19 protein-coding genes are annotated in these 18,020 nt (G+C 61.8%); 15 read left to right on the top strand and 4 right to left on the bottom strand.

Translation table 11 applies throughout. The annotated features are described in order from the left end of the window. The first annotated feature begins 10 nt into the window (after positions 1–10). The 3 genes from hfq to ACN0Q0_RS12640 all read left to right on the top strand — a co-directional run bounded on the left by hfq (position 11) and on the right by ACN0Q0_RS12640 (position 2,068). On the top strand, positions 11–250 hold the full coding sequence (gene hfq, locus ACN0Q0_RS12630; RefSeq protein ID WP_062215548.1) for an RNA chaperone Hfq: 240 nt from the start codon (positions 11–13) through the stop codon (positions 248–250). A 153-nt stretch (positions 251–403) separates the two neighbouring features. Continuing rightward, positions 404–1,699, top strand: coding sequence for a GTPase HflX (gene hflX, locus ACN0Q0_RS12635; protein ID WP_417243757.1), 1,296 nt, complete (start codon positions 404–406; stop codon positions 1,697–1,699). 3 nt (positions 1,700–1,702) lie between these two features. Beyond that, positions 1,703–2,068: a hypothetical protein gene (locus ACN0Q0_RS12640; protein WP_417243758.1), complete on the top strand. Its 366-nt coding sequence runs from the start codon at positions 1,703–1,705 to the stop codon at positions 2,066–2,068. A gap of 41 nt (positions 2,069–2,109) precedes the next feature. Here ACN0Q0_RS12640 and ACN0Q0_RS12645 read toward each other — a convergent pair whose 3' ends face one another. From ACN0Q0_RS12645 to ACN0Q0_RS12655, 3 genes are read right to left on the bottom strand one after another with little or no spacing between them, the layout of a single operon-like run. After that, positions 2,110–2,538 carry an RbsD/FucU family protein gene (locus tag ACN0Q0_RS12645; protein WP_417243759.1) on the bottom strand — a complete coding sequence of 143 codons (429 nt, stop codon included), beginning with the start codon at positions 2,536–2,538 and terminating at the stop codon, positions 2,110–2,112. Between the two features lie 38 nt (positions 2,539–2,576). Continuing rightward, entirely contained in the window at positions 2,577–2,870 is a 294-nt protein-coding gene (locus tag ACN0Q0_RS12650) for a hypothetical protein (protein ID WP_417243760.1), read from the bottom strand. A gap of 29 nt (positions 2,871–2,899) precedes the next feature. Further along, positions 2,900–5,362 carry a penicillin acylase family protein gene (locus ACN0Q0_RS12655; protein ID WP_417243761.1) on the bottom strand — a complete coding sequence of 821 codons (2,463 nt, stop codon included), beginning with the start codon at positions 5,360–5,362 and terminating at the stop codon, positions 2,900–2,902. A 124-nt stretch (positions 5,363–5,486) separates the two neighbouring features. Between ACN0Q0_RS12655 and ACN0Q0_RS12660 the strand changes: the two genes are divergently transcribed. From ACN0Q0_RS12660 to ACN0Q0_RS12680, 5 genes are all read left to right on the top strand, one after another. Continuing rightward, complete coding sequence (locus tag ACN0Q0_RS12660) at positions 5,487–6,359, top strand: NAD(P)-dependent oxidoreductase (protein ID WP_417243762.1); 873 nt, start codon at positions 5,487–5,489, stop codon at positions 6,357–6,359. A gap of 109 nt (positions 6,360–6,468) precedes the next feature. Beyond that, the gene (locus ACN0Q0_RS12665) at positions 6,469–7,254 is read left to right on the top strand and encodes an RlmE family RNA methyltransferase (RefSeq protein ID WP_417243763.1); all 786 of its coding nucleotides are present in this window, start codon (positions 6,469–6,471) and stop codon (positions 7,252–7,254) included. Next, positions 7,251–8,318, top strand: a complete 1,068-nt coding sequence (locus ACN0Q0_RS12670) for a hypothetical protein (protein WP_417243764.1) — start codon at positions 7,251–7,253, stop codon at positions 8,316–8,318. Before ACN0Q0_RS12665 ends, ACN0Q0_RS12670 begins: the two co-directional genes overlap by 4 nt. Positions 8,319–8,425: 107 nt before the next feature. Continuing rightward, positions 8,426–8,914: an RrF2 family transcriptional regulator gene (locus tag ACN0Q0_RS12675; RefSeq protein WP_417243827.1), complete on the top strand. Its 489-nt coding sequence runs from the start codon at positions 8,426–8,428 to the stop codon at positions 8,912–8,914. Positions 8,915–9,072: 158 nt separating this feature from the next. Then, complete coding sequence (locus tag ACN0Q0_RS12680) at positions 9,073–10,062, top strand: phosphatase PAP2 family protein (RefSeq protein WP_417243765.1); 990 nt, start codon at positions 9,073–9,075, stop codon at positions 10,060–10,062. Positions 10,063–10,279: 217 nt separating this feature from the next. On the opposite strand, the gene ACN0Q0_RS12685 is transcribed toward ACN0Q0_RS12680, so the two are convergent. Further along, the gene (locus ACN0Q0_RS12685; RefSeq protein ID WP_417243766.1) at positions 10,280–10,678 is read right to left on the bottom strand and encodes a hypothetical protein; all 399 of its coding nucleotides are present in this window, start codon (positions 10,676–10,678) and stop codon (positions 10,280–10,282) included. Between the two features lie 165 nt (positions 10,679–10,843). Here ACN0Q0_RS12685 and ACN0Q0_RS12690 point away from each other — a divergent pair, with 165 nt between their 5' ends. The 7 genes from ACN0Q0_RS12690 to ACN0Q0_RS12720 all read left to right on the top strand — a co-directional run bounded on the left by ACN0Q0_RS12690 (position 10,844) and on the right by ACN0Q0_RS12720 (position 17,975). Next, positions 10,844–12,073 (top strand): glutathionylspermidine synthase family protein, encoded by a 1,230-nt coding sequence (locus tag ACN0Q0_RS12690; RefSeq protein ID WP_417243767.1) that lies wholly within the window; start codon positions 10,844–10,846, stop codon positions 12,071–12,073. Between the two features lie 36 nt (positions 12,074–12,109). Then, positions 12,110–12,688, top strand: coding sequence for a DUF1190 domain-containing protein (locus ACN0Q0_RS12695; protein ID WP_417243768.1), 579 nt, complete (start codon positions 12,110–12,112; stop codon positions 12,686–12,688). A 223-nt stretch (positions 12,689–12,911) separates the two neighbouring features. Further along, positions 12,912–13,814, top strand: coding sequence for a LysR family transcriptional regulator (locus ACN0Q0_RS12700; protein WP_417243769.1), 903 nt, complete (start codon positions 12,912–12,914; stop codon positions 13,812–13,814). A 104-nt stretch (positions 13,815–13,918) separates the two neighbouring features. Further along, a complete protein-coding gene (locus ACN0Q0_RS12705) occupies positions 13,919–14,821 on the top strand; it encodes an NAD(P)-dependent oxidoreductase (protein WP_417243770.1) in 903 nt (300 codons plus the stop codon). Between the two features lies 1 nt (position 14,822). Beyond that, the gene (locus tag ACN0Q0_RS12710) at positions 14,823–16,331 is read left to right on the top strand and encodes an aldehyde dehydrogenase family protein (RefSeq protein WP_417243771.1); all 1,509 of its coding nucleotides are present in this window, start codon (positions 14,823–14,825) and stop codon (positions 16,329–16,331) included. Positions 16,332–16,341: 10 nt separating this feature from the next. Beyond that, a complete protein-coding gene (locus tag ACN0Q0_RS12715; protein ID WP_417243772.1) occupies positions 16,342–17,073 on the top strand; it encodes a serine O-acetyltransferase in 732 nt (243 codons plus the stop codon). Then, on the top strand, positions 17,070–17,975 hold the full coding sequence (locus ACN0Q0_RS12720) for a VOC family protein (RefSeq protein WP_417243773.1): 906 nt from the start codon (positions 17,070–17,072) through the stop codon (positions 17,973–17,975). The genes ACN0Q0_RS12715 and ACN0Q0_RS12720 overlap by 4 nt, the downstream gene beginning before the upstream one ends. Positions 17,976–18,020 lie beyond the last annotated feature (45 nt).

The raw sequence follows: 18,020 nt of genomic DNA on the forward strand, positions 1-18,020 counted from the left end.
GGCAACTCCAATGGCCGGTGATAAACAGAACCTCCAAGACGCATTCCTGAACCATGTCCGCAAAACCAAAGTCCCTGTCACGATCTTTTTGATCAACGGTGTGAAGCTTCAGGGTGTTATTACGTGGTTTGACAACTTCTGTGTTTTGCTGCGCCGCGACGGACAGTCGCAATTGGTGTACAAGCATGCGATTTCGACGATCATGCCCGCACAGCCGATCAGCCTCTACGACGGCGAAGACGCACAATAACCCGTTTCGCGTGCGCGATGTGGCATCTGCCTGCTCGGGGATATTCCCGCGCGGGCCTCTTGTCTTGGCCCCCTGTGCGACCTAGGTGCCTTAGGGCAGGGGACGCGTTGCGGCGGGTGATTTGCGACCCACAAAACCAAAGGACCAATTGATTTGGGCGACTATTACGATCACGAGGTGGAGCCGACGCGTGCGTGGGTGATCCATCCCGATATTACCTCGGACCGTGGACGGCGCGATGCGCAGCCGCGCCTTGACGAGGCTGTCGCCCTTGCCGCCGCATTGCCCGATATCGAGGTGATGGGGTCCGAGATCGTGCGCCTGCCCAAAATCCACCCCGCCGCCTTGTTCGGCAAGGGCAAGATTGCGGAGCTGAAGGCACGCATTCAGGAGAGCGAGGTTGAACTGGTTCTCGTCGATGGTCCCGTGACGCCGGTGCAGCAACGCAATCTGGAAAAGGAATGGAAGGTCAAATTGCTGGACCGGACCGGCCTGATTTTGGAGATCTTTTCGGATCGTGCGCGCACCCGTGAGGGTGTGTTGCAGGTGGAAATGGCGGCGCTGTCGTATCAACGCACCCGTCTGGTGCGTGCGTGGACCCACCTCGAGCGTCAGCGTGGTGGATTGGGCTTTGTCGGCGGTCCGGGGGAGACCCAGATCGAGGCCGACCGCCGTGCGATTGACGACCATCTCAACCGTCTGCGCAAACAACTGGCCCGCGTGATCAAAACCCGCGAATTGCACCGTGCCTCACGGGCGAAAATCCCGTTCCCAATTGTCGCTTTGGTCGGCTATACCAACGCCGGAAAATCGACGTTTTTCAATACGGTAACGGGCGCGGACGTGTTTGTGAAAGACATGTTGTTCGCAACCCTCGACCCGACCATGCGCCAGTTGAAACTGGAAACCGCGCATGGCGGCGACCGCGACATTATCATGTCCGACACTGTGGGCTTTATCTCGAACCTGCCGACGCAACTGGTGGCGTCCTTTCGGGCGACATTGGAGGAGGTGCTCGACGCCGATCTGATCTTGCACGTGCGCGATATCTCGGCGGAGGAGACCGAGGATCAAAAAGCCGATGTGCTCAAAATCCTCTCCGATCTGGGCATCAAGGAAGACGCGCCGGTGATCGAAGTGTGGAACAAGATCGACAAGCTCGACGACGAGGCCCGCGCGGCCCGTATGGAGCGTGCGGCGGATCAAGACGATGTGTTCGCGATCTCGGCGGTGACGGGCGAGGGGGTGAAGGCCCTGCTTGATGCGGTCTCGGCCTATTTCGAAGAGGAAAAGATCGAACGCGACTTGATTGTGCCGTTCTCGGAGGGCAAAAAACGCGCATGGCTCTTTGCCGAGGGCGTTGTGCTCGGTGAGACGGCAAGCGAAGAGGGGTATGGGCTCAAAGTGCTCTGGACCCCGCGTCAGGAAAAACAATTTCGGGAGATGTGAGCCATGGAAAACCGCCTTTACCTGATGCTGATCGAGGCTGAAGCGGCATCCTCCACGCATTTGATCGTGGGGCGTCGCTATTTGATCAATTGTTTTGCTGTGGCCGAGAGCCCCGACGGGGCCAAAGCGCCCGTGGATTCGTTTTTCTCCAAATTCGGATGGCGCAATATCGACATCCAGAAGATCAAGGAAGTTCCCCTGCGGCTGTCGGCCATTCCGACCCCCGAACTCAAAGAGGCGGCGCGCAAAGCCGCGGAGAAGGGCGTGGGATATGTGGTCTATGACAAGCCCGTCAACGGCGGTCCTGCCAATGCCGCACGCGCCAAAACCAAGCCCGTAAATACCAAGCCTGCCAATACCACGCACTAAGGTGGCGGTCGCGCGCTATGTGCCGCGCGCGTGCTGCCTGTTCAGACGATGATGCCCTTGGTGAGGATGATATTGCCATAGGGGCGCGGCTCGCCGGTCTGGATCACCGCAAAAGCGGCGCGGGCGCGGTCGTAAAAGGCAAAGCGTTCCACCGACACGATGGGGGCAGGGTTGTCGCCCTTTGCGTCAATGATGGCCTGAAACTCGCCCACAGCAGGCGGGATTGTGTCGGGCTCGCCCACCACCTGCATCGTGACCGCACGGTCCTCGACAAAGGTGTCGAGCGGGAAAAGTGTCACCACGGCATCCAGAATTTCAGAGGCATTCGATCCCTCGCACCGGATCACCCGCTGCCCCATGCTTTGGGCGGGGAAATTGCTGTCGGCGATGACAAGCGTGTCGCCGTGGCCCATTTGCGCCATGTACAACAGGGCTTCGGGCGGCAGGATAGGGGGAATGTTATGCAGCATTGCGATGTCCTTTGGCGTGGGTGTTTGCGACAGTTGGTTCAGTATAGGGTGGTGCGCCACAAAAACACGAGGCAAAACACCCAAAGCGTGATCGACCCGCCCATCATGGCGTAGCCCGTGGCGGCATGGCCAAAGCCGTCGACGGCACCGTGGACCACGCTGACGATAGCGCGGATCGGTAAAAACCGGCTGGCCGCACCGATTTTGTCACCCGCATGGATCGTGTAGCTCCAATAGACGGCATAGGCCCAGACGGCGCTGACCGAGATCAGGGTCGCGGCCTTGAATCTGAGTTTGTCCCAAAATCCGTCAAATAGATCATTGTCTGTCATCGCGGTGTCCTCGTTGCCTTGTTGCGCGGCTATTGCGCGGCGGGGATGAGGTGGGTGATGCCGACCCCTGCGGCGCGGGCCAGTTCGGGGTCGAGCGACATCGGCACGTATTCACCGCGGCGCCACAGCTCGCCCAGATCGTCGTAGTGACGGCTGAGCGGGTGGCCCGACTGGCCCGTGGCGGTGATGAACACCGAGCTGTCGGGGTCGGCAAAATCATAGACGCCGCGATAGGCCGCGCCGTGGACGTTGGCAAAGGGCAGCGGCCCATCCCCCGCCGTGACGCCGCGCATCAGGGTGTTGTCGCCGCCCGATGTGGTCTGGCGGATATTCACGATCCATTTGAGGAATGGCACATCGCCAAGCACGGGATGTTTGTGGATCGCCATATGTGCGTCCCCCCATTGCAGGGATTCCAGAGCGGGACCATAGGTCTGTTCGATCCATACAATTGCGTCGTCAAGCGCAAGGCGGGCAATGTCATTGCAGCTTTCAACCGCGGCGGACTGGATCACATCGCACCAGTGCGACGCCCCGTCGATGTCGCGGAACACCCGCTCGATAAAGATCGGTTCAACGTGGGTATAGGCGCGTGACAGCGGGCCAAGGTCGTCGCGGATCAGGCGGTTTTGCAACTCGCGCATCCATGCATAGTATATCAGCGGCTCGGGCAGGTGTTCGTTCATCTCGCCGTTCCATGCGGCCAGAAGAGCGAGCGCCTTTTGGCGCTGTGCCTCGGGGGTGCCATCGGGGGCGGCCGCGCCGGCAAACCACAAATCCGCGCCGACCAATGGCAACAGCGAACGGGCGGAATAGGATACGATGTCGTTTTGCACCTCGATGAAGCTGTCGCGGGTATGCACCTCACGGTTTTGCATCAGGCGTTGCCAGCGTTGAATGCGCTGTGTGTCGCCCCAATGATAGGACAGGTGGTCGGGAAAGGCGGCCTCGACGGTCTTGTTGTTGGTATTGCCGACGATGCCCGTGCTGTCGGTTTCAAACAGCGGCAGGTCGGCAAAATCGCGCCACCCTTGCCATTTGTTCGTGGCGATCCATCCGGGGGAGGGAATGCGGCCCTGACTTTGGTGTTGCGGGTCGCGTTTTGGGGCGCGGCCGATGACCTTGAGGGCGGCGCGGTCCTTTTGCGTGAGAGTGAGGTTGAGGGCGGGGGCGACAAAGCTGCGCGCCGCGTCGAGGCCCTCGTCAATCGTTCCCGACCGCATCAGGGCGATCACCGCGCTCATCGAGGTGTCATCGGGGGCAAGGGCCGTCCACGACAGTGCCATCACGTGGTCGGGCGGGGTGACGGTGTTGACGTTATAGGCCCCCGCGGGCAGCACGGGGCCGTTGTCGGTCCATTTGAGTTCGAGCGTGACGGGCGTGGCGTCCTTGATGCGGACAATGGAGGGTTGGGTGCGCATGGCTTTGAACCCGTCGGGTGTTTCGACCTCATCGGGGTTGGCGGGGTTCAGGCGTTCGACATAGAGGTCGGCGTCATCCATGTAGGCCGAGGTAATCCCCCATCCGAAGGCGTCCTTGCGCCCCGCAACGATGGCCGGAATGCCCGCAATCGAGGCCCCGATGACATCGCCCGTCGACAGTTGCAGACGCGCCAGATACCACGCGCCCGGCGCGGAGAAATTCAGGTGTGGATCATTGGCCATCAACGCCGCCCCCGAGGCCGAGCGATCAGGGGCTGCGGCCCAGACGTTGGAAGCGCCGCCAAAGGGCGATACGGGGGGCTGCGCAAAGGCGAATTCGGTGGCGGTATCGTCGGTATAGGCCGGCACGGTGGGAAACAGGCTTGCATATTGCGCCAAAAGCGCCGTTCCCGTTCCCGGGGCATCGGGCAAAATATCGTGCAAGCGGTCGTTGCCAATCAACAGGGAGGTGCGCGCACGCAGCACTTCGGCGGAGGCTTGGTCCGAGAGTTGAAAGGCCACCAGTTTCATCAAGGCGATGCTATCGACGGGACGCCAATAGGCAATTTCGGCGGGGAACATGAAAAACTCGGGCGCCCCGCGTCCCATCGCGCCGGTGTTGACGGCGGTAATCCACGCATTGACGCCCCGTGCGTAGGCGTCCATCGCGGCCATGGCATCGGGGGTTTGCACCGCAACGGAGCTTTCGGCGGCGGCGTAAAGGCCCAGACGGCGCATCAGGCTGTCGGTGGGCAATGTCGCCTCGCCGAACACCTCGGACAGTTTGCCCTGTGCGGTGCGGCGCATCAGCATCATCTGGAACAGGCGGTCCTGAGCGTGGGCAAATCCCATGCCGTAAAACACATCCGCATCGGTGGCCCCGAAAATATGTGGTACATTGGCGGTATCCCGCGCAATCTCGACAGGGGCGGTGATCCCCGCCACCTCATGGGTGGCATTGTAATCGGGCAGGGACCGTGAGGCGAGCCAGTAGGCCAACCATCCGCCGACCAGCGCTAAAACGACAAAGCCCGTTACGAGCTTGAGGAGAAGAGAGAAAATACGCGCCATGGGTGAGTGTGCCGTTCATAGTCGTTATGCGGGTTTCATGAGTTGACGCGGCCGCGCCAATCCCTACCGTTCTGACCAAGTGTTAAAGCACACCTGTGCGCAATGGAAAAGGACATCGAGAGACATGGCAAAAGTAGCATTTTTGGGGTTGGGCGTCATGGGCTATCCGATGGCGGGCCATCTGGAAGCCGCAGGACATGAGGTTACGGTGTTCAACCGCACAGAGGCCAAAGCCAAAGGATGGGCCGCAGACCATAAAGGCGGGTCGGCCACCACGCCGCGCGAGGCCGCGGCGGGCTGTGATTTCGTCATGGCCTGTGTCGGCAACGATGACGATTTGCGGGCGGTGTGCCTTGGCGCAGATGGCGCCTTTGCGGGGATGAAAGCGGGCGCGATTTTTGTCGATCACACCACGGTGTCGGCCCTTGTCACCCGCGAACTGGCGGTTGTGGCGCAGGCGGCGGGGCTCGGCTATGTCGATGCGCCCGTGTCGGGGGGACAGGCGGGCGCCGAAAACGGTGTCTTGTCGGTGATGTGCGGCGGGGCGCAGGCCCATTACGCGGCGGCGGAACCGGTCATGGCGGCCTACGGCAAAACCGTAAAACGTCTGGGCGAGGTCGGCATGGGACAGACGGCCAAGATGTGCAACCAGATCTGCATCGCGGGCCTGATGCAAGGCCTGTCCGAGGCGCTGCATCTGGCGGAGAAATCCGGCCTGGATGGTGAGGCGTTGGTCGAGGTGATATCGGGCGGGGCCGCCGGATCATGGCAGATGGTCAACCGCCACAAGACGATGTTGGCGGACGAGTATGAGCACGGCTTTGCGGTCGACTGGATGCGCAAGGATCTGGCGATTTGCTTGCAAGCGGGCGATGATGTCGGCGCAAGCCTGCCGGTGACGGCGCTTGTCGACCAGTTTTACAAGGACGTCCAGAAAATGGGCGGCGGGCGTTGGGACACCTCGAGCCTGATGAAGCGGCTGAAAGCGTTTGGCTAGGGCGTTGGCCGTACCGTAAAACACCGCAAAGGGCTTGCCTGAGGTAAGCCCTTTCATCCTTTCGCGCGAGCCTGCTATAAGCGGGCCAAGGAAAAGGACCACGTTTATCATGCCACCCAAGAAATCATCCGGTCGCGGCGCACGCGATTTGCGCGTCAAAGTCAAAACCGCACGCGGGCGCAAATTGTCCTCCACCCTTTGGTTGGAGCGTCAGCTCAACGACCCGTACGTGAAACGCGCCAAGGCCGAAGGCTACCGCGGACGCGCCGCGTTCAAGATCCTTGAGCTGGACGACAAATTCCGCTTTCTCGTGCCCGGGGCGCGGGTTGTCGATCTGGGCTGTGCGCCGGGCGGGTGGTGTCAGGTCGCGGTGCGCCGCGTCAATGCCCTGGGCGACAAGTCCGGCAAAAAGATCGGCACCGTGCTTGGCGTCGATCTTCAGGATATCGAGCCGATTGCGGGGGCCGAGGTCCATACGCTCGATTTCATGGAGGATGGTGCGGACGATAAGGTCAAGGCATGGCTGGGTGGCGAGGCTGATGTGGTGATGTCGGACATGGCGGCCTCGGCCTCGGGGCACAAACAGACCGACCACAACCGCATTATGGCCCTGTGCGAAGCCGCGGCCTATCTGGCGTTTGACGTCCTGAGCCCGGGCGGCACATTCGTGGCCAAGGTGCTTGCGGGGGGCGCCGAGGGTGATTTGCAAAAGTTGCTCAAACAGAATTTCGAAAAGGTCCTGCATATCAAGCCACCTGCCTCGCGCTCGGACAGTTCCGAAAAGTTTGTTGTCGCAACGGGGTTTCGCGGACAGGCGTTGACCCGCGAGGATCAGGACGACGATCACGGCGGGGATCACGGCGGGGATCACGGCGGGGACGCATCATTCCGATGACCGATTGGGCGCGGATCACCGCGGGGGGCTGCGAGATTGCGCTTGACCCTGCGCTCGGCAATATCCGCCGCTTTTTGGTGGCGGGGCGCGAAATTCTGCACACGGCGCATTGGGTTGGCACCGATGCCGCGCCATTGGCGGGTGCGCCGGTTGATCAGCACCTTGCGGGGGATTTCTTTGCCGCGCCCTTTGGGGCCTCGGATGTGGTCGACGCGCCGAACCACGGGTGGACGGCCAATTCGCATTGGTCGGGTGTGACGCGCTCGCAAGACGACGATCACGCCGAAATCCGTTTGACGCTTGACCGCGATGTCATGGGCGCACGCGTGAGCAAGACGCTCGGGCTGCGCACGGGCGAGGCCGTTTTGTACCAGACCCACGAGATTTGCGGCGGGCAGGGCGATCTGACCTTTGCCCATCATCCGATGTTTCGCATGGAGGCGGGCGGGCATTTGGCGTTTTCGCCCAAACGCGTCGCGTTGACCACGGCCCCTGCGTTGGAACCTGCGCATCTGTTGGCCTATCCGGCCCGCACCACGGATCTGACCGCCTTTCCGGCGCAGGGCGGCGGCGTGTTTGACCTGACCCGCTATCCCGGCGCTACGGGCCATGAGGATTTCGTGACATTGGTCGAGGCCGGGGGGGCCGCACTGGGGTGGACGGCGCTGTCCCGTTCGGCGGAGGGCGACATTATCGTGGTGCTCAAAGACGCCCGCGTGGCGCCGGTCACAATGCTCTGGCTGTCCAACGGCGGACGTGATTACGCCCCGTGGGACGGACGCCACACGGGTGTGTTGGGCCTTGAGGACGGCTGTGCGGCGGGGGCGCTCGGCCATGCGGCGGCCTGTGGTGACAATGCCATCGCCGCCGAGGGCGCGGCCACGGCGCTCGCGTTAGGTGCGGATGTCACCCACACGATGCGCCACGCCATTGCGGTGTTTGATGCCCCCGACGGGTTCGGCCGCGTGCGTGATGTGGTGCTTGACGGAGATGAGTTGCGGGTCAAAGGGGCGGGCGACGCGGTGCTGTGCATGGCGTTTGATCCGGCATTTTTCGCGTCCTGACGCGGGTCTGAAATCCGCGCCCCGAAAGGTGTATCTGACATAAATCAAGGTCGCGCCGCGTGCAGATCGTTACGAGCGATGTAACCGGTCCAACGAAAGTCAGCTTTATGCGCGTTACCATTCGCACCAACCTTGCCATCCGTACTCTCATGGCCTGCGCCGTCAATTCGGATCATATGGTGCGCCGTGCCGAGATCGCGCGGGCGACCAATGCGTCCGAGAACCATCTGGCGCAAGTGGTGCATCTGTTGGCCGCCGAGGGGTTTATCAAAACCATACGGGGTCGGGCCGGCGGTCTGGAACTGGCCCGCCCTGCGTCCCTGATTTCCGTGGGTGAGGTGTTTCGCCATTTCGAGGCCGGCACCCCCTTTGCCGAATGTTTCGACGGGGCGGAAAATACCTGTCCGTTGAAATCGGCCTGCCGGTTGCGCGATGCGCTTTTGGCGGGGTTGGCGGCGTTCTATGCGGTTCTCGACGAGCTTACGGTGGAGGACCTCGTGCAGGACAACGCGGGTCTTGAGGCGCTTTTGGCTATGCCGGACCACAGTGGGGCGATGACGGCGGGGTGTGCTCCGGCGATGGCTCCCGCGCTTTAACCCCCTCCGTTTCGGCGCCTTTTGCGCAGGGTTGGCATGAAATACGCCGGTTTTGCGTGCTGTCGTGGATGCAACGCTTTGCGGCGCAATGATCTGTTCCTCTCGAAATGCTTTGGCGCAGGCCAAGGTGGTGGTAACGTTTTGACAAAAGACGACTGATGAAACAGTCGATTGGACAAAACATGAGACGGGCAGGGACACCTATGGGATTTTCAAACGTTACGGCGGGGCTGATGTTGGCGTGTGCTGCGGTGCTCGGGGGGCTGCCCGTCACGGATGCACAGGCACAAGACCGCACGGACCAGTTCGCCGTGGTCGACGGGATGTCGCAAACCCGTTGGCAGACATCGGGCTATGTGTTGCGCGAAGCGGGGCAAAGCATCGGACCGGAGATCACGGCCCTTGTGCGGATGCCCCTTGATTATAAACGCGAATTTATGTGGGGGGCGCTTGGCATCGGCGCATTGATCCTCGTTGATCGCCCAGTGACCGAGTTCTATCAGGACCACGTGGAAACCGCGCTTGACGGGTTTGCCCTGCCATCGCACCCGTTGACCGATAAACTGGATATTGCGGGTCTGGTGGACGAGGATTGGTGGCTGATCACGGGGGTTGCGGGGCTGTACGGTTACGGTCTTGTCGCGGATGACACCCGTGCGCAACGCGCCGCGATCCTGTCGGCCAAGGCGATGGCCTATTCGTTTGTGACAACGCAGGTTGTATTGAAAACCGCCTTCGGGCGCAAACGTCCCTATGCCGATCTGTCGGCTCGCGGCGATCAGGAGGGGGATGTGTTCACCACGGATCCGCTTGATTTCGGCAACCATAGTGGCGTGTCTTTGACCGCCGATGGCTATGGCTCCTCGATGCCGTCCTACCACTTTACCCAATATTTCTCCGTCGCCCATGTGGTGTCGCGCAGCTATGACAATTCGTGGGTGCCGTATGGTCTGGCCACGGTGCTTGCCGCGTCCAATATCCGCGGGCATCGCCACTGGGTGTCGGATATGGCGGCGGGTACGCTTTTGGGGCTTGGGATCGGCGAAGTGCTTTGGCAGACCAACCAGAACATGCAAGAGCGCCGGATGACCTTCGAGCCGCAGGTGTCGCGGGACAGGGTTGGCTTGACGATGACGATGGAGTTCTAGGGGGAGTTCTAGGGCGCGGAAGCTTTTGCCGCCGCCGTGTGTCGCACGAAAGCAGGGAACCACGGAATACTATGCGTACCTTAGGCTCATCACACGACAATCCGGCCATCCGATAAGCCGGCCATCCGATAAACCGGTCACGCGACACCAAACTCACGCCCCCTTTCGGGGCCGCGCGTTTGTGATCAGGTCACGGGTGTGGACCGCAACAGGTGGCTTAGCGTGATACGGTCGAATAATAATCCGTGACCGGTTGTCCATTGGCAGCAGAGTGTGTGCAACTGGCCACGCTTTGGCTTTCATGGCGCAAGGCCCCGCCAAGTGCGGCGCAGCTGCGCACGGCACGGGTCATCGCATCGACCAGATCCTCATCACCATAAGAGGGCGCGGACATGCCATAGGCGACCGGCCGGATGTTGGCCACAGGGGGCGCATAGCCTACGGGGGGCGCATAGCCTACGGCGGGATACCCCGCAGGGGCAACACCCCTCGCGACACTATGGGTCGCCTGATAGGGTTGCAGGATGGAAAAATCCTGTCCTGCGCCATTCGGCTCGGACGTCACACAGGCCGACAGGACCAGAAGCGCAGGTAATGCAAAACGGTAGAGCATCATAAAATCCCCCAGATTTTTGAAAATGCTGCACGAATTGTATTCCAATCCCGAAGGAGCGTCCAGTTCTATGGTGGCCCGGGGTGGCATTACGGCGCAGGCCATCGTGTGTCTGGCATCCGCGCGCTAAACCCCGTACATGTCAGGGAGACGATGAGGAGACCCGCGTTGCACAAAATCACTTTGCCCGAACGGCCCGATTGGCGTGAACACGCACAGGAGGTCGGCTTTACCTTTGCCGATATGCATGGCGCGCCCTATTGGGACGAAACATCGGCCTATGCGCTGTCTCTCGAACAGGTCGAAACCGACCTCGAAGATCCCGCCACCGCGCTACACGCGATGTGTCGCGAGGCCGTCGGGCATATTTTGAACAGCGAGGAATTGCTCGACCGTCTGGCCATTCCCGAGGCGCACCGCGATCTGGTGGCCGAAAGCTGGCGGCGGAATGATCCCGAAATTTACGGGCGGTTTGATTTTGCCTATGATGGCAAAAGCCCCGCGAAACTGTTGGAATACAACGCTGACACGCCGACCTCGCTCTACGAGAGCGCCGCGTTCCAGTGGCAGTGGTTCGAGGACCAGTTGGCCGCAGGCGTTCTGGCCGCGGGCAGCGACCAGTTCAACGGCATCCACGAGGCGCTTGTCGCGCGGTTCGCCGCCGTGTTCCCGCCCGAAACCCAATTGCATTTCACCGCCGTGAGCGGCAATCCCGAAGACTACGCCACGGTCGAGGCCATGGGGTGGGCCGCCCGCGAGGCGGGATTGGGCGCGCATTACTGTGACCTTGAACAGATCGCGTTGAGTGACGAGGGCCAGTTTCTGGACAACGAGGACCGCGTGATCGGCACCCTGTTCAAACTCTACCCGTGGGAAGATCTGTTACGCGACGATTACGCCGACCACATCGCCGCGTCACAGTGCCTGTTTGTGGAGCCCGCATGGAAGGCGCTGTTGTCCAACAAGGGGCTGTTGCCGGTGTTGTGGCAGATGTTCGAGGGCCATCCCAACCTGTTGCCCGCGTTCTTTGAGGAGGATGTCGCCGAGGCCGTCGCGGGACGGGGCGCGGCGGCGGATCATGTGGCACAGGCGTTCGCGCGGGCCGCAGAAACGTTGCACGCGGGCCATGTGACCAAACCGATTTTGTCACGCGAAGGCGCATCGGTGTCGATCCTCAAGGCGGGTAAAGTCATCGAACAGGCGCAAAACACCGATTACGCCGCGCACCCCCGCGTGCTTCAGGCCTACGCGCCCTTGCCGCAGTTTGACGGCTTTCGCCCGGTGATCGGCGCGTGGATCGTCGGCGAGGCCTGTGCGGGCATTGGCATCCGCGAGGACCAATCACGCATCACCCAAGACCTCTCGCGGTTCAAGCCGCATTATATTACACCCGAATAATCGCCCGAACCGACCCGAGCAAAAGGCAGAACAGTCATGACCAAACGTTCCAACCGCGTCGCCATCGCCATCCTTGGTGCCACCGCATTCACCCTCGCGGGCTGCCGCGAAGAGCAAGTGGATGCGCAGGCCTTTCCCGATCTGCAAACCTGTATCGCCGATGCCGCGCAGGGGGGCATGTTTTCGGCGCAGGATTGCGAAACGGCGGTGGCCGAGGCCGAGACGCTGCACCTTGAGGCCGCGCCGCGCTATGACAGCCTTGCGGTGTGCGAGGAACAACACGGTGAGGGCGAATGTGGCTCGGAGGCCAGTGCGTCACAGGGCGGGTCCGGCAGCATCTTTATGCCGCTTTTGTCGGGCTATCTGATCGGTAGCATGTTGAGCGGGCGCTCGGGGCTTTCGGCAAGTCAGCCGATGTATAAAACCAAGAGTGGCCAATACACCAATGCGGCCCGTACAAGCACGTTTTCGGGCAATTCCGGCGCGACCAAATTGAACGCGTCGCAGTTCAGCCGCCCCGCAGCAACCGCCGGCAAAGCGCCGATGACCCGCGCCACGGCCACCTCGCGCGGCGGGTTTGGCAAAGGCACCGCCGGACGCGGCTTCGGCGGCTAGGCGAGGGGCATTGCAGGGGGCGCGTCCGCCTTCTCGCGCAGGGTAAGAGCAAGAGCAAGAGCAAGAGGGGCGCGGCCTGCCTTGGTCTGCTTGCGCCTTTGGGTCTGATCCGTCCTTGACCCGCACCCGCCCGTCGTGGCACGGCGGGGCGGGTGCAAAAGGGCTTGCATTCGTTGCATTTGGCGCATTGTTATTGGGTCTGGTGTTGCGCAAGGGGCGGCGAATGCGAAATCTCGATCCACGGCAAACGGCGTGTTTTCTCGCGGCGGTTCAGCACGGAACGATCCGTGCCGCGGCCGAACAGCTTGCGTTGGAGCCCTCCACCATCAGTCGCAACATCACGGCGTTGGAGCGTGCGCTTGCGGCCTCCCTTGTCGAGCGTGGCCGTTCCGGCGTGCGGGCGACACAGGCCGGACAGTTGCTCGTTGCGTTTTTATCGCGTCAGGACGAGGCGTTGGACCTGCTTCGGTCCGAATTTGACGCCCTTGCGAATATGAAGCGGGGTAAGGTGGCCATTGCCGTGGGCGAGGGCTTTGTCGGGGATCTGTTTGACAATGCACTGGCCGCGTTTTGCGCCCTCTATCCCGATATCACCTATTCCCTCACGGTCGGGTCCACCGAGCATGTCATGCATCAGGTTGCCTCGGATCAGGCCCATTTGGGGTTGGCCTATAACAGCGCCAATGATCCGCAGATCAGGGTTGTGACATCGGCAACGCAGCCTCTGGTGGCCTTGGTCAAGCGCGGGGGCGCCTATGATATGCAGGCACCGCTTGATCTGGCGGCGCTTGCCACTATCGGCTGTGCCATCCCGCCCCAAAGCTTTGGTATCGGCGCAATGATCAGCGCCGCCGAGATCAAACACGGGGTCCGGCTTCGTGCGGTGGTCGAGACGGGATCGATTGCGGCGCTCAAGGCCTTTGTGCGCAATGATATGGGCTGTACGATCCTGCCGCGCTTTGTGGTGGAAAGCGAAGTGTCGGTGCAGACCTTTGTGGTGCGTCCGGTTTGCGGGGCTGTGTTTGCGGACGGCGTGTCCTCGCTCGTGCGCAAGGAGGGGCGAAAGCTGCCACAGGCCGCTCATCTGTTGATCCGGCACCTGAAATCCATGTCTGCGTTTGCCTGACTGCGTTTGCCTGATCCGGACGGTGTTGCGCCGGATGCAACAAAACCCTCCACAGTGACATATTTTGCGTTGGCCCGAGCTGCGGCATAGTCGGTTTGGCACATATGCAAAGGAGCGCACAGATGCAGCTTGGAATGATCGGATGCGGCAATATGGGGGGCGGTATGGCGGCGCAGCTTTTGGACAAGGGTCTGGCGCTGACCTGTTATGATCCCGATCCCGCGACCCTTGATCGTATGCGTGATCTCGGGGCGGTGTGTGTGAGCACACCCGCGCAGGTGGCGCAGGCATCCGACATCATTGTGCTGTCACTGCCAAAGGCCGCGGTCGTGGCGGCGGTGATGGCCGATATGATCCCTGATCTACGGGCGGGGGCGATCATTCTGGACACCTCGACGTCTGAACCCGCCACCTCGCAAACCCTGTCGGCGCAGGGGGGGACACAAGGGGCAACGGAGGGCGCGGATCGGGCGTTTTTCTTTGTGGATGGTCCGGTGAGCGGCGGCCCTGCGGCGGCCCATGCCGGAACCATGACCATGCTGTTGGGCGGCGATGCCGGTGCCATTGCGGCGTTGCGGCCGGTTCTGGATATTTTGACCGCAAAAACCGTGGTGGTTGGCGGTTCGGGTGCGGGTCACGCCGCCAAGATCGCAAATAATATGCTTTGTGCGGCAAACCTCGTGTTGGTGGGGGAGGCCGTGCGGTTGGGACAGGCGGTCGGGGTGCGCCCGTCCGATCTTCTCGACGGGATCAATGCGGGGTCGGGGCGCAGTGGCGTCAGCGAGGTCAATTTTCCCAAATGGGTGCTTAACGAGGCCTTTGATTCCGGTTTCACGATGGGGTTGATGCGCAAGGATGTCGGCCTCGCCCTCGCACTTGCGAAAGAGGCCGGTGTCGATTTGGACGGGTTCTCGCAGATTGCGCAGATCTGGCTGAACGGGTCGGCGGATATTCCCGACAGCGCAGATTTCAACGCCATTGTGGCCCGTAGCGGACAGGGAGACTAAAATGACGGACCGTACAGATATATTGCGCCGCGCGATGGCGTCGCTTGAGCTCGGGGGGCGGCCCCAAAGCCTGATCAACGGGGTGCTTGTCGATGGTGCAGGTGTTCCGATTGATCTGGTTGACCCGTTTACCGGGCGCGTTTTGATGTCCTACCCCGATGCGGACGCGCCTCTGGCCGATCTGGCCTGTGAGGTGGCGCAAACGGCGCAAACCGCATGGGCCACGGAGCTGACGGGCGCACAGCGCGGCCGGATTATGTGCGATGTGGCACGTGCCGTCATGGCCCATATCGATCCGCTTGCCACGATCGAGGCGATCGTCGCGGGCAAACCGGTCCGGGATTGCCGTGTCGAGATTGCCAAGGTTGCGGAGATGTTCACCTATTATGCGGGGTGGGCGGATAAATTGCATGGCGCGGTGATCCCCGTGCCATCGGGGCATTTGAACTATACGCTGCGCGAGCCGCTTGGCGTTGTGTTCCAGATCACCCCGTGGAATGCGCCTGTCTTTACGGCGGGGTGGCAAATCGCACCTGCCATCGCCACGGGCAACGGGGTTGTGATCAAACCGAGCGAGTTGACGCCGGTCACGACCGTGGCGCTTGTCAGGCTCGCCGAGCAGGCGGGATTGCCGCGTGGTCTGGTCAATGTGCTGTGCGGGCTTGGCCCGACGGCGGGGCAAGCGGCGATTGCGCATCGCGCCGTGCGCAAGGTGGTCTTTGTCGGCTCCCCCGAGACCGGACGCCGCGTGGCAATGGCGGCAGCGGCGGCGTTGAAACCGGTTGTTTTGGAACTCGGGGGTAAATCGGCCAATATCGTGTTTGAGGATGCCAACCTCGAACACGCCTGTCTCGGGGCGCAGGCCGCGATTTTTTCGGGTGCCGGACAAAGCTGTGTCGCAGGGTCGCGGTTACTGGTTCACAGGTCGATCCATGACGCATTTGTCGAGATGTTGTCGCGGGGGATGAACCGGATCAAACTGGGCGATCCCCTGGACGAGACAACCGAGGTCGGCCCGATCAGCAATGCGCGCCAGTTCACCCACGTCACCGACATGGTCAATGCGGCCAAGGCGGACGGCGCGGCGGTGCTAAGCCGTGAGACGTGCCCGCCGCAGGGTTATTTTGTGGTGCCCACGATCCTGCATGGCCTGTCAAACGATGCGCGCGCGGCGCAAACCGAAATCTTCGGCCCTGTGGTGAGTGTGATCGCGTTCTCGGACGAGGCGGAGGCGGTTGCGATGGCCAATGCCACCGAATTCGGGTTGGCGGGGGCGGTGTGGACGGCGGATGTGGGGCGCGCCCACCGGATGGCTGCGGCTGTGCGGGCGGGAACATTCTGGATCAACAGCTATAAGGCGATCCATGTGTCCTCGCCGTTCGGCGGGTCGTTGAGCTCGGGATACGGGCGTTCCAGCGGCACCGATGCGTTGATGGAATACACCGCAAGCAAAAGTGTCTGGCTTGACAGTGCGCCCGAACCCCGCATCGCTTTCGGTTATGTCTCGTAGGGAGGGTGCTATGACACTTGTCGATGATGTGCGTGCGGTGTTGCACGCCGAGCCATTGGCCGCGGCCATGCTCGATCTGGACCCGTTTGCGGATTTTGCGCAACTGGCGGGCGCTTTGTTTGCGCGGTTGTGCAACAGCGAGGCGATCGGGCGCACCGTCGCGGCGACCTATGCGGGGACGGCGGGGCTGACCGAGATGACGCGCTATGATATCTCGGAGACCGCACGGCGCAACTTTGAACCCGGGGGCGCGCCCGCGACGCTGTTGTTCTCGCGCGGGGTACAGGCGATTATGGCCCACCGTGTTGCACATCAGCTTTGGACTGCGGGGGATGTCACCTGCGCATTGGCGCTGAAATCCGTCTGCGGGCGGGTCTTTGCAACCGATATCCATCCCGCCGCACAGATCGGTGCGGGACTGTGGCTTGACCACGGGTTGGGGTTTGTTGCGGGCCAGACCGCCGTGATCGCGGAGGATGTGTCGATCTGGCACAATGTCACGCTTGGCAGCACCTTGACTGACAGTGGCCCGTGCCGCCATCCACAGGTTGGCACAGGGGCGGTGATCGGTGCGGGGGCCATATTGTTGGGCGCGATCACGGTCGGGGCCAACGCCAATATTGCCGCCGGATCGATTGTTGTCGAGGACGTCCCCGCGGGACGGGTCGTCGCCGGATCAAAAGCAACGCTGCGCGGGCCGGCCCGCGTGCGGTTTGCCCCTCACACAGGAGACACACAATGAACGCCTCGTTCGGGATCGACCATCCGCTGTTGGCCACGCACGATATCGAGGGGCTGCGCGGGCGGCTCGTGTCGCTCGGGTTCAACATGACCGCCATCGGCAAACATCCGTGGGGGACCAGTACGAGCCTTGCGATGTTTGACGGCTGCCTTTTGGAGATTATGGGCATTTATGATGACAGGTTACTGGATGAGGTGCCTGCGGGGGCGTTCCGGTTCGGGCGCCATGTGTTCGACCATCTTCAGGTCCGCGAAGGCGTCGCCCTTTGCGCCTTGCACAGCACCAATTCGGTGGCGGATGCCCGACACGCCGAAACCGTCGGGATGCATGTTGCGGGGCATTTGGAATTCGGACGCGATGTGACGCTTCCCGATGGCACGCAGGGGCGTACGAAAACCACGCTTGCCCTTTTGCCAGACGCGCAGTTTCCACGGTTGTCGTTCTTTTTATGCCAACAGCATCGCCCCGAATTGATCTATGTGCCGGACTGGTTGGAGCATCCCAACACCGTCTGTGGCATCCGCGGTGTGTCGATTGTTGCGCCTCTTGTCCATCATGCCACCCTGACCGAACGGTTTGGTGGTTTGTATAGCGGTTACAAGACGTTGGACGGCGGGTTCCAGTATGACACCGCCAATGGCGTGTTGCGCGTCCTGACGGCGGAGGCGTTCGAACACAGCATCGGCCCGCTGCCGGATTCGGTGCGTGACGAGCCGCTTGCGGGCATTGCGGGCATGGATTTTGTGGCGCGCGACATGAACGTGGTCGCGGCCTGTGCCAAGGCCTCCGGTCTGGCGTTTGAACGGGGTGATCAGGCCCTTGTGCTGACGACACCGTCGCTGACCGCCAATACGCTGTTGCGCATCTTTCCCGTTGCCACATCCGCCCCGAACCCTATGTGACGCCCGCATTCTACATCTGCGTGTTTTTTGGGCGTGGCCCCGCAA

Origin of the sequence: Celeribacter sp. (genome assembly GCF_048259695.1) — a bacterium.
In the GTDB taxonomy this organism is placed as follows: Bacteria; Pseudomonadota; Alphaproteobacteria; order Rhodobacterales; family Rhodobacteraceae; genus Celeribacter.

What these genes read in the sequence shown, in the direction of transcription:
- ACN0Q0_RS12710 (WP_417243771.1), top strand. Translation starts at nt 14,823, where the DNA reads ATGACGGACCGTACAGATATATTGCGCCGCGCGATGGCGTCGCTTGAG.
- ACN0Q0_RS12720 (WP_417243773.1), top strand. Translation starts at nt 17,070, where the DNA reads ATGAACGCCTCGTTCGGGATCGACCATCCGCTGTTGGCCACGCACGAT.
- ACN0Q0_RS12660 (WP_417243762.1), top strand. Translation starts at nt 5,487, where the DNA reads ATGGCAAAAGTAGCATTTTTGGGGTTGGGCGTCATGGGCTATCCGATG.
- ACN0Q0_RS12680 (WP_417243765.1), top strand. Translation starts at nt 9,073, where the DNA reads ATGAAACAGTCGATTGGACAAAACATGAGACGGGCAGGGACACCTATG.
- ACN0Q0_RS12665 (WP_417243763.1), top strand. Translation starts at nt 6,469, where the DNA reads ATGCCACCCAAGAAATCATCCGGTCGCGGCGCACGCGATTTGCGCGTC.
- ACN0Q0_RS12695 (WP_417243768.1), top strand. Translation starts at nt 12,110, where the DNA reads ATGACCAAACGTTCCAACCGCGTCGCCATCGCCATCCTTGGTGCCACC.
- ACN0Q0_RS12675 (WP_417243827.1), top strand. Translation starts at nt 8,426, where the DNA reads ATGCGCGTTACCATTCGCACCAACCTTGCCATCCGTACTCTCATGGCC.
- hfq (WP_062215548.1), top strand. Translation starts at nt 11, where the DNA reads ATGGCCGGTGATAAACAGAACCTCCAAGACGCATTCCTGAACCATGTC.
- ACN0Q0_RS12640 (WP_417243758.1), top strand. Translation starts at nt 1,703, where the DNA reads ATGGAAAACCGCCTTTACCTGATGCTGATCGAGGCTGAAGCGGCATCC.
- ACN0Q0_RS12700 (WP_417243769.1), top strand. Translation starts at nt 12,912, where the DNA reads ATGCGAAATCTCGATCCACGGCAAACGGCGTGTTTTCTCGCGGCGGTT.
- ACN0Q0_RS12650 (WP_417243760.1), bottom strand. Translation starts at nt 2,870, where the DNA reads ATGACAGACAATGATCTATTTGACGGATTTTGGGACAAACTCAGATTC.
- ACN0Q0_RS12645 (WP_417243759.1), bottom strand. Translation starts at nt 2,538, where the DNA reads ATGCTGCATAACATTCCCCCTATCCTGCCGCCCGAAGCCCTGTTGTAC.
- ACN0Q0_RS12685 (WP_417243766.1), bottom strand. Translation starts at nt 10,678, where the DNA reads ATGATGCTCTACCGTTTTGCATTACCTGCGCTTCTGGTCCTGTCGGCC.
- ACN0Q0_RS12705 (WP_417243770.1), top strand. Translation starts at nt 13,919, where the DNA reads ATGCAAAGGAGCGCACAGATGCAGCTTGGAATGATCGGATGCGGCAAT.
- ACN0Q0_RS12715 (WP_417243772.1), top strand. Translation starts at nt 16,342, where the DNA reads ATGACACTTGTCGATGATGTGCGTGCGGTGTTGCACGCCGAGCCATTG.
- ACN0Q0_RS12655 (WP_417243761.1), bottom strand. Translation starts at nt 5,362, where the DNA reads ATGGCGCGTATTTTCTCTCTTCTCCTCAAGCTCGTAACGGGCTTTGTC.
- ACN0Q0_RS12670 (WP_417243764.1), top strand. Translation starts at nt 7,251, where the DNA reads ATGACCGATTGGGCGCGGATCACCGCGGGGGGCTGCGAGATTGCGCTT.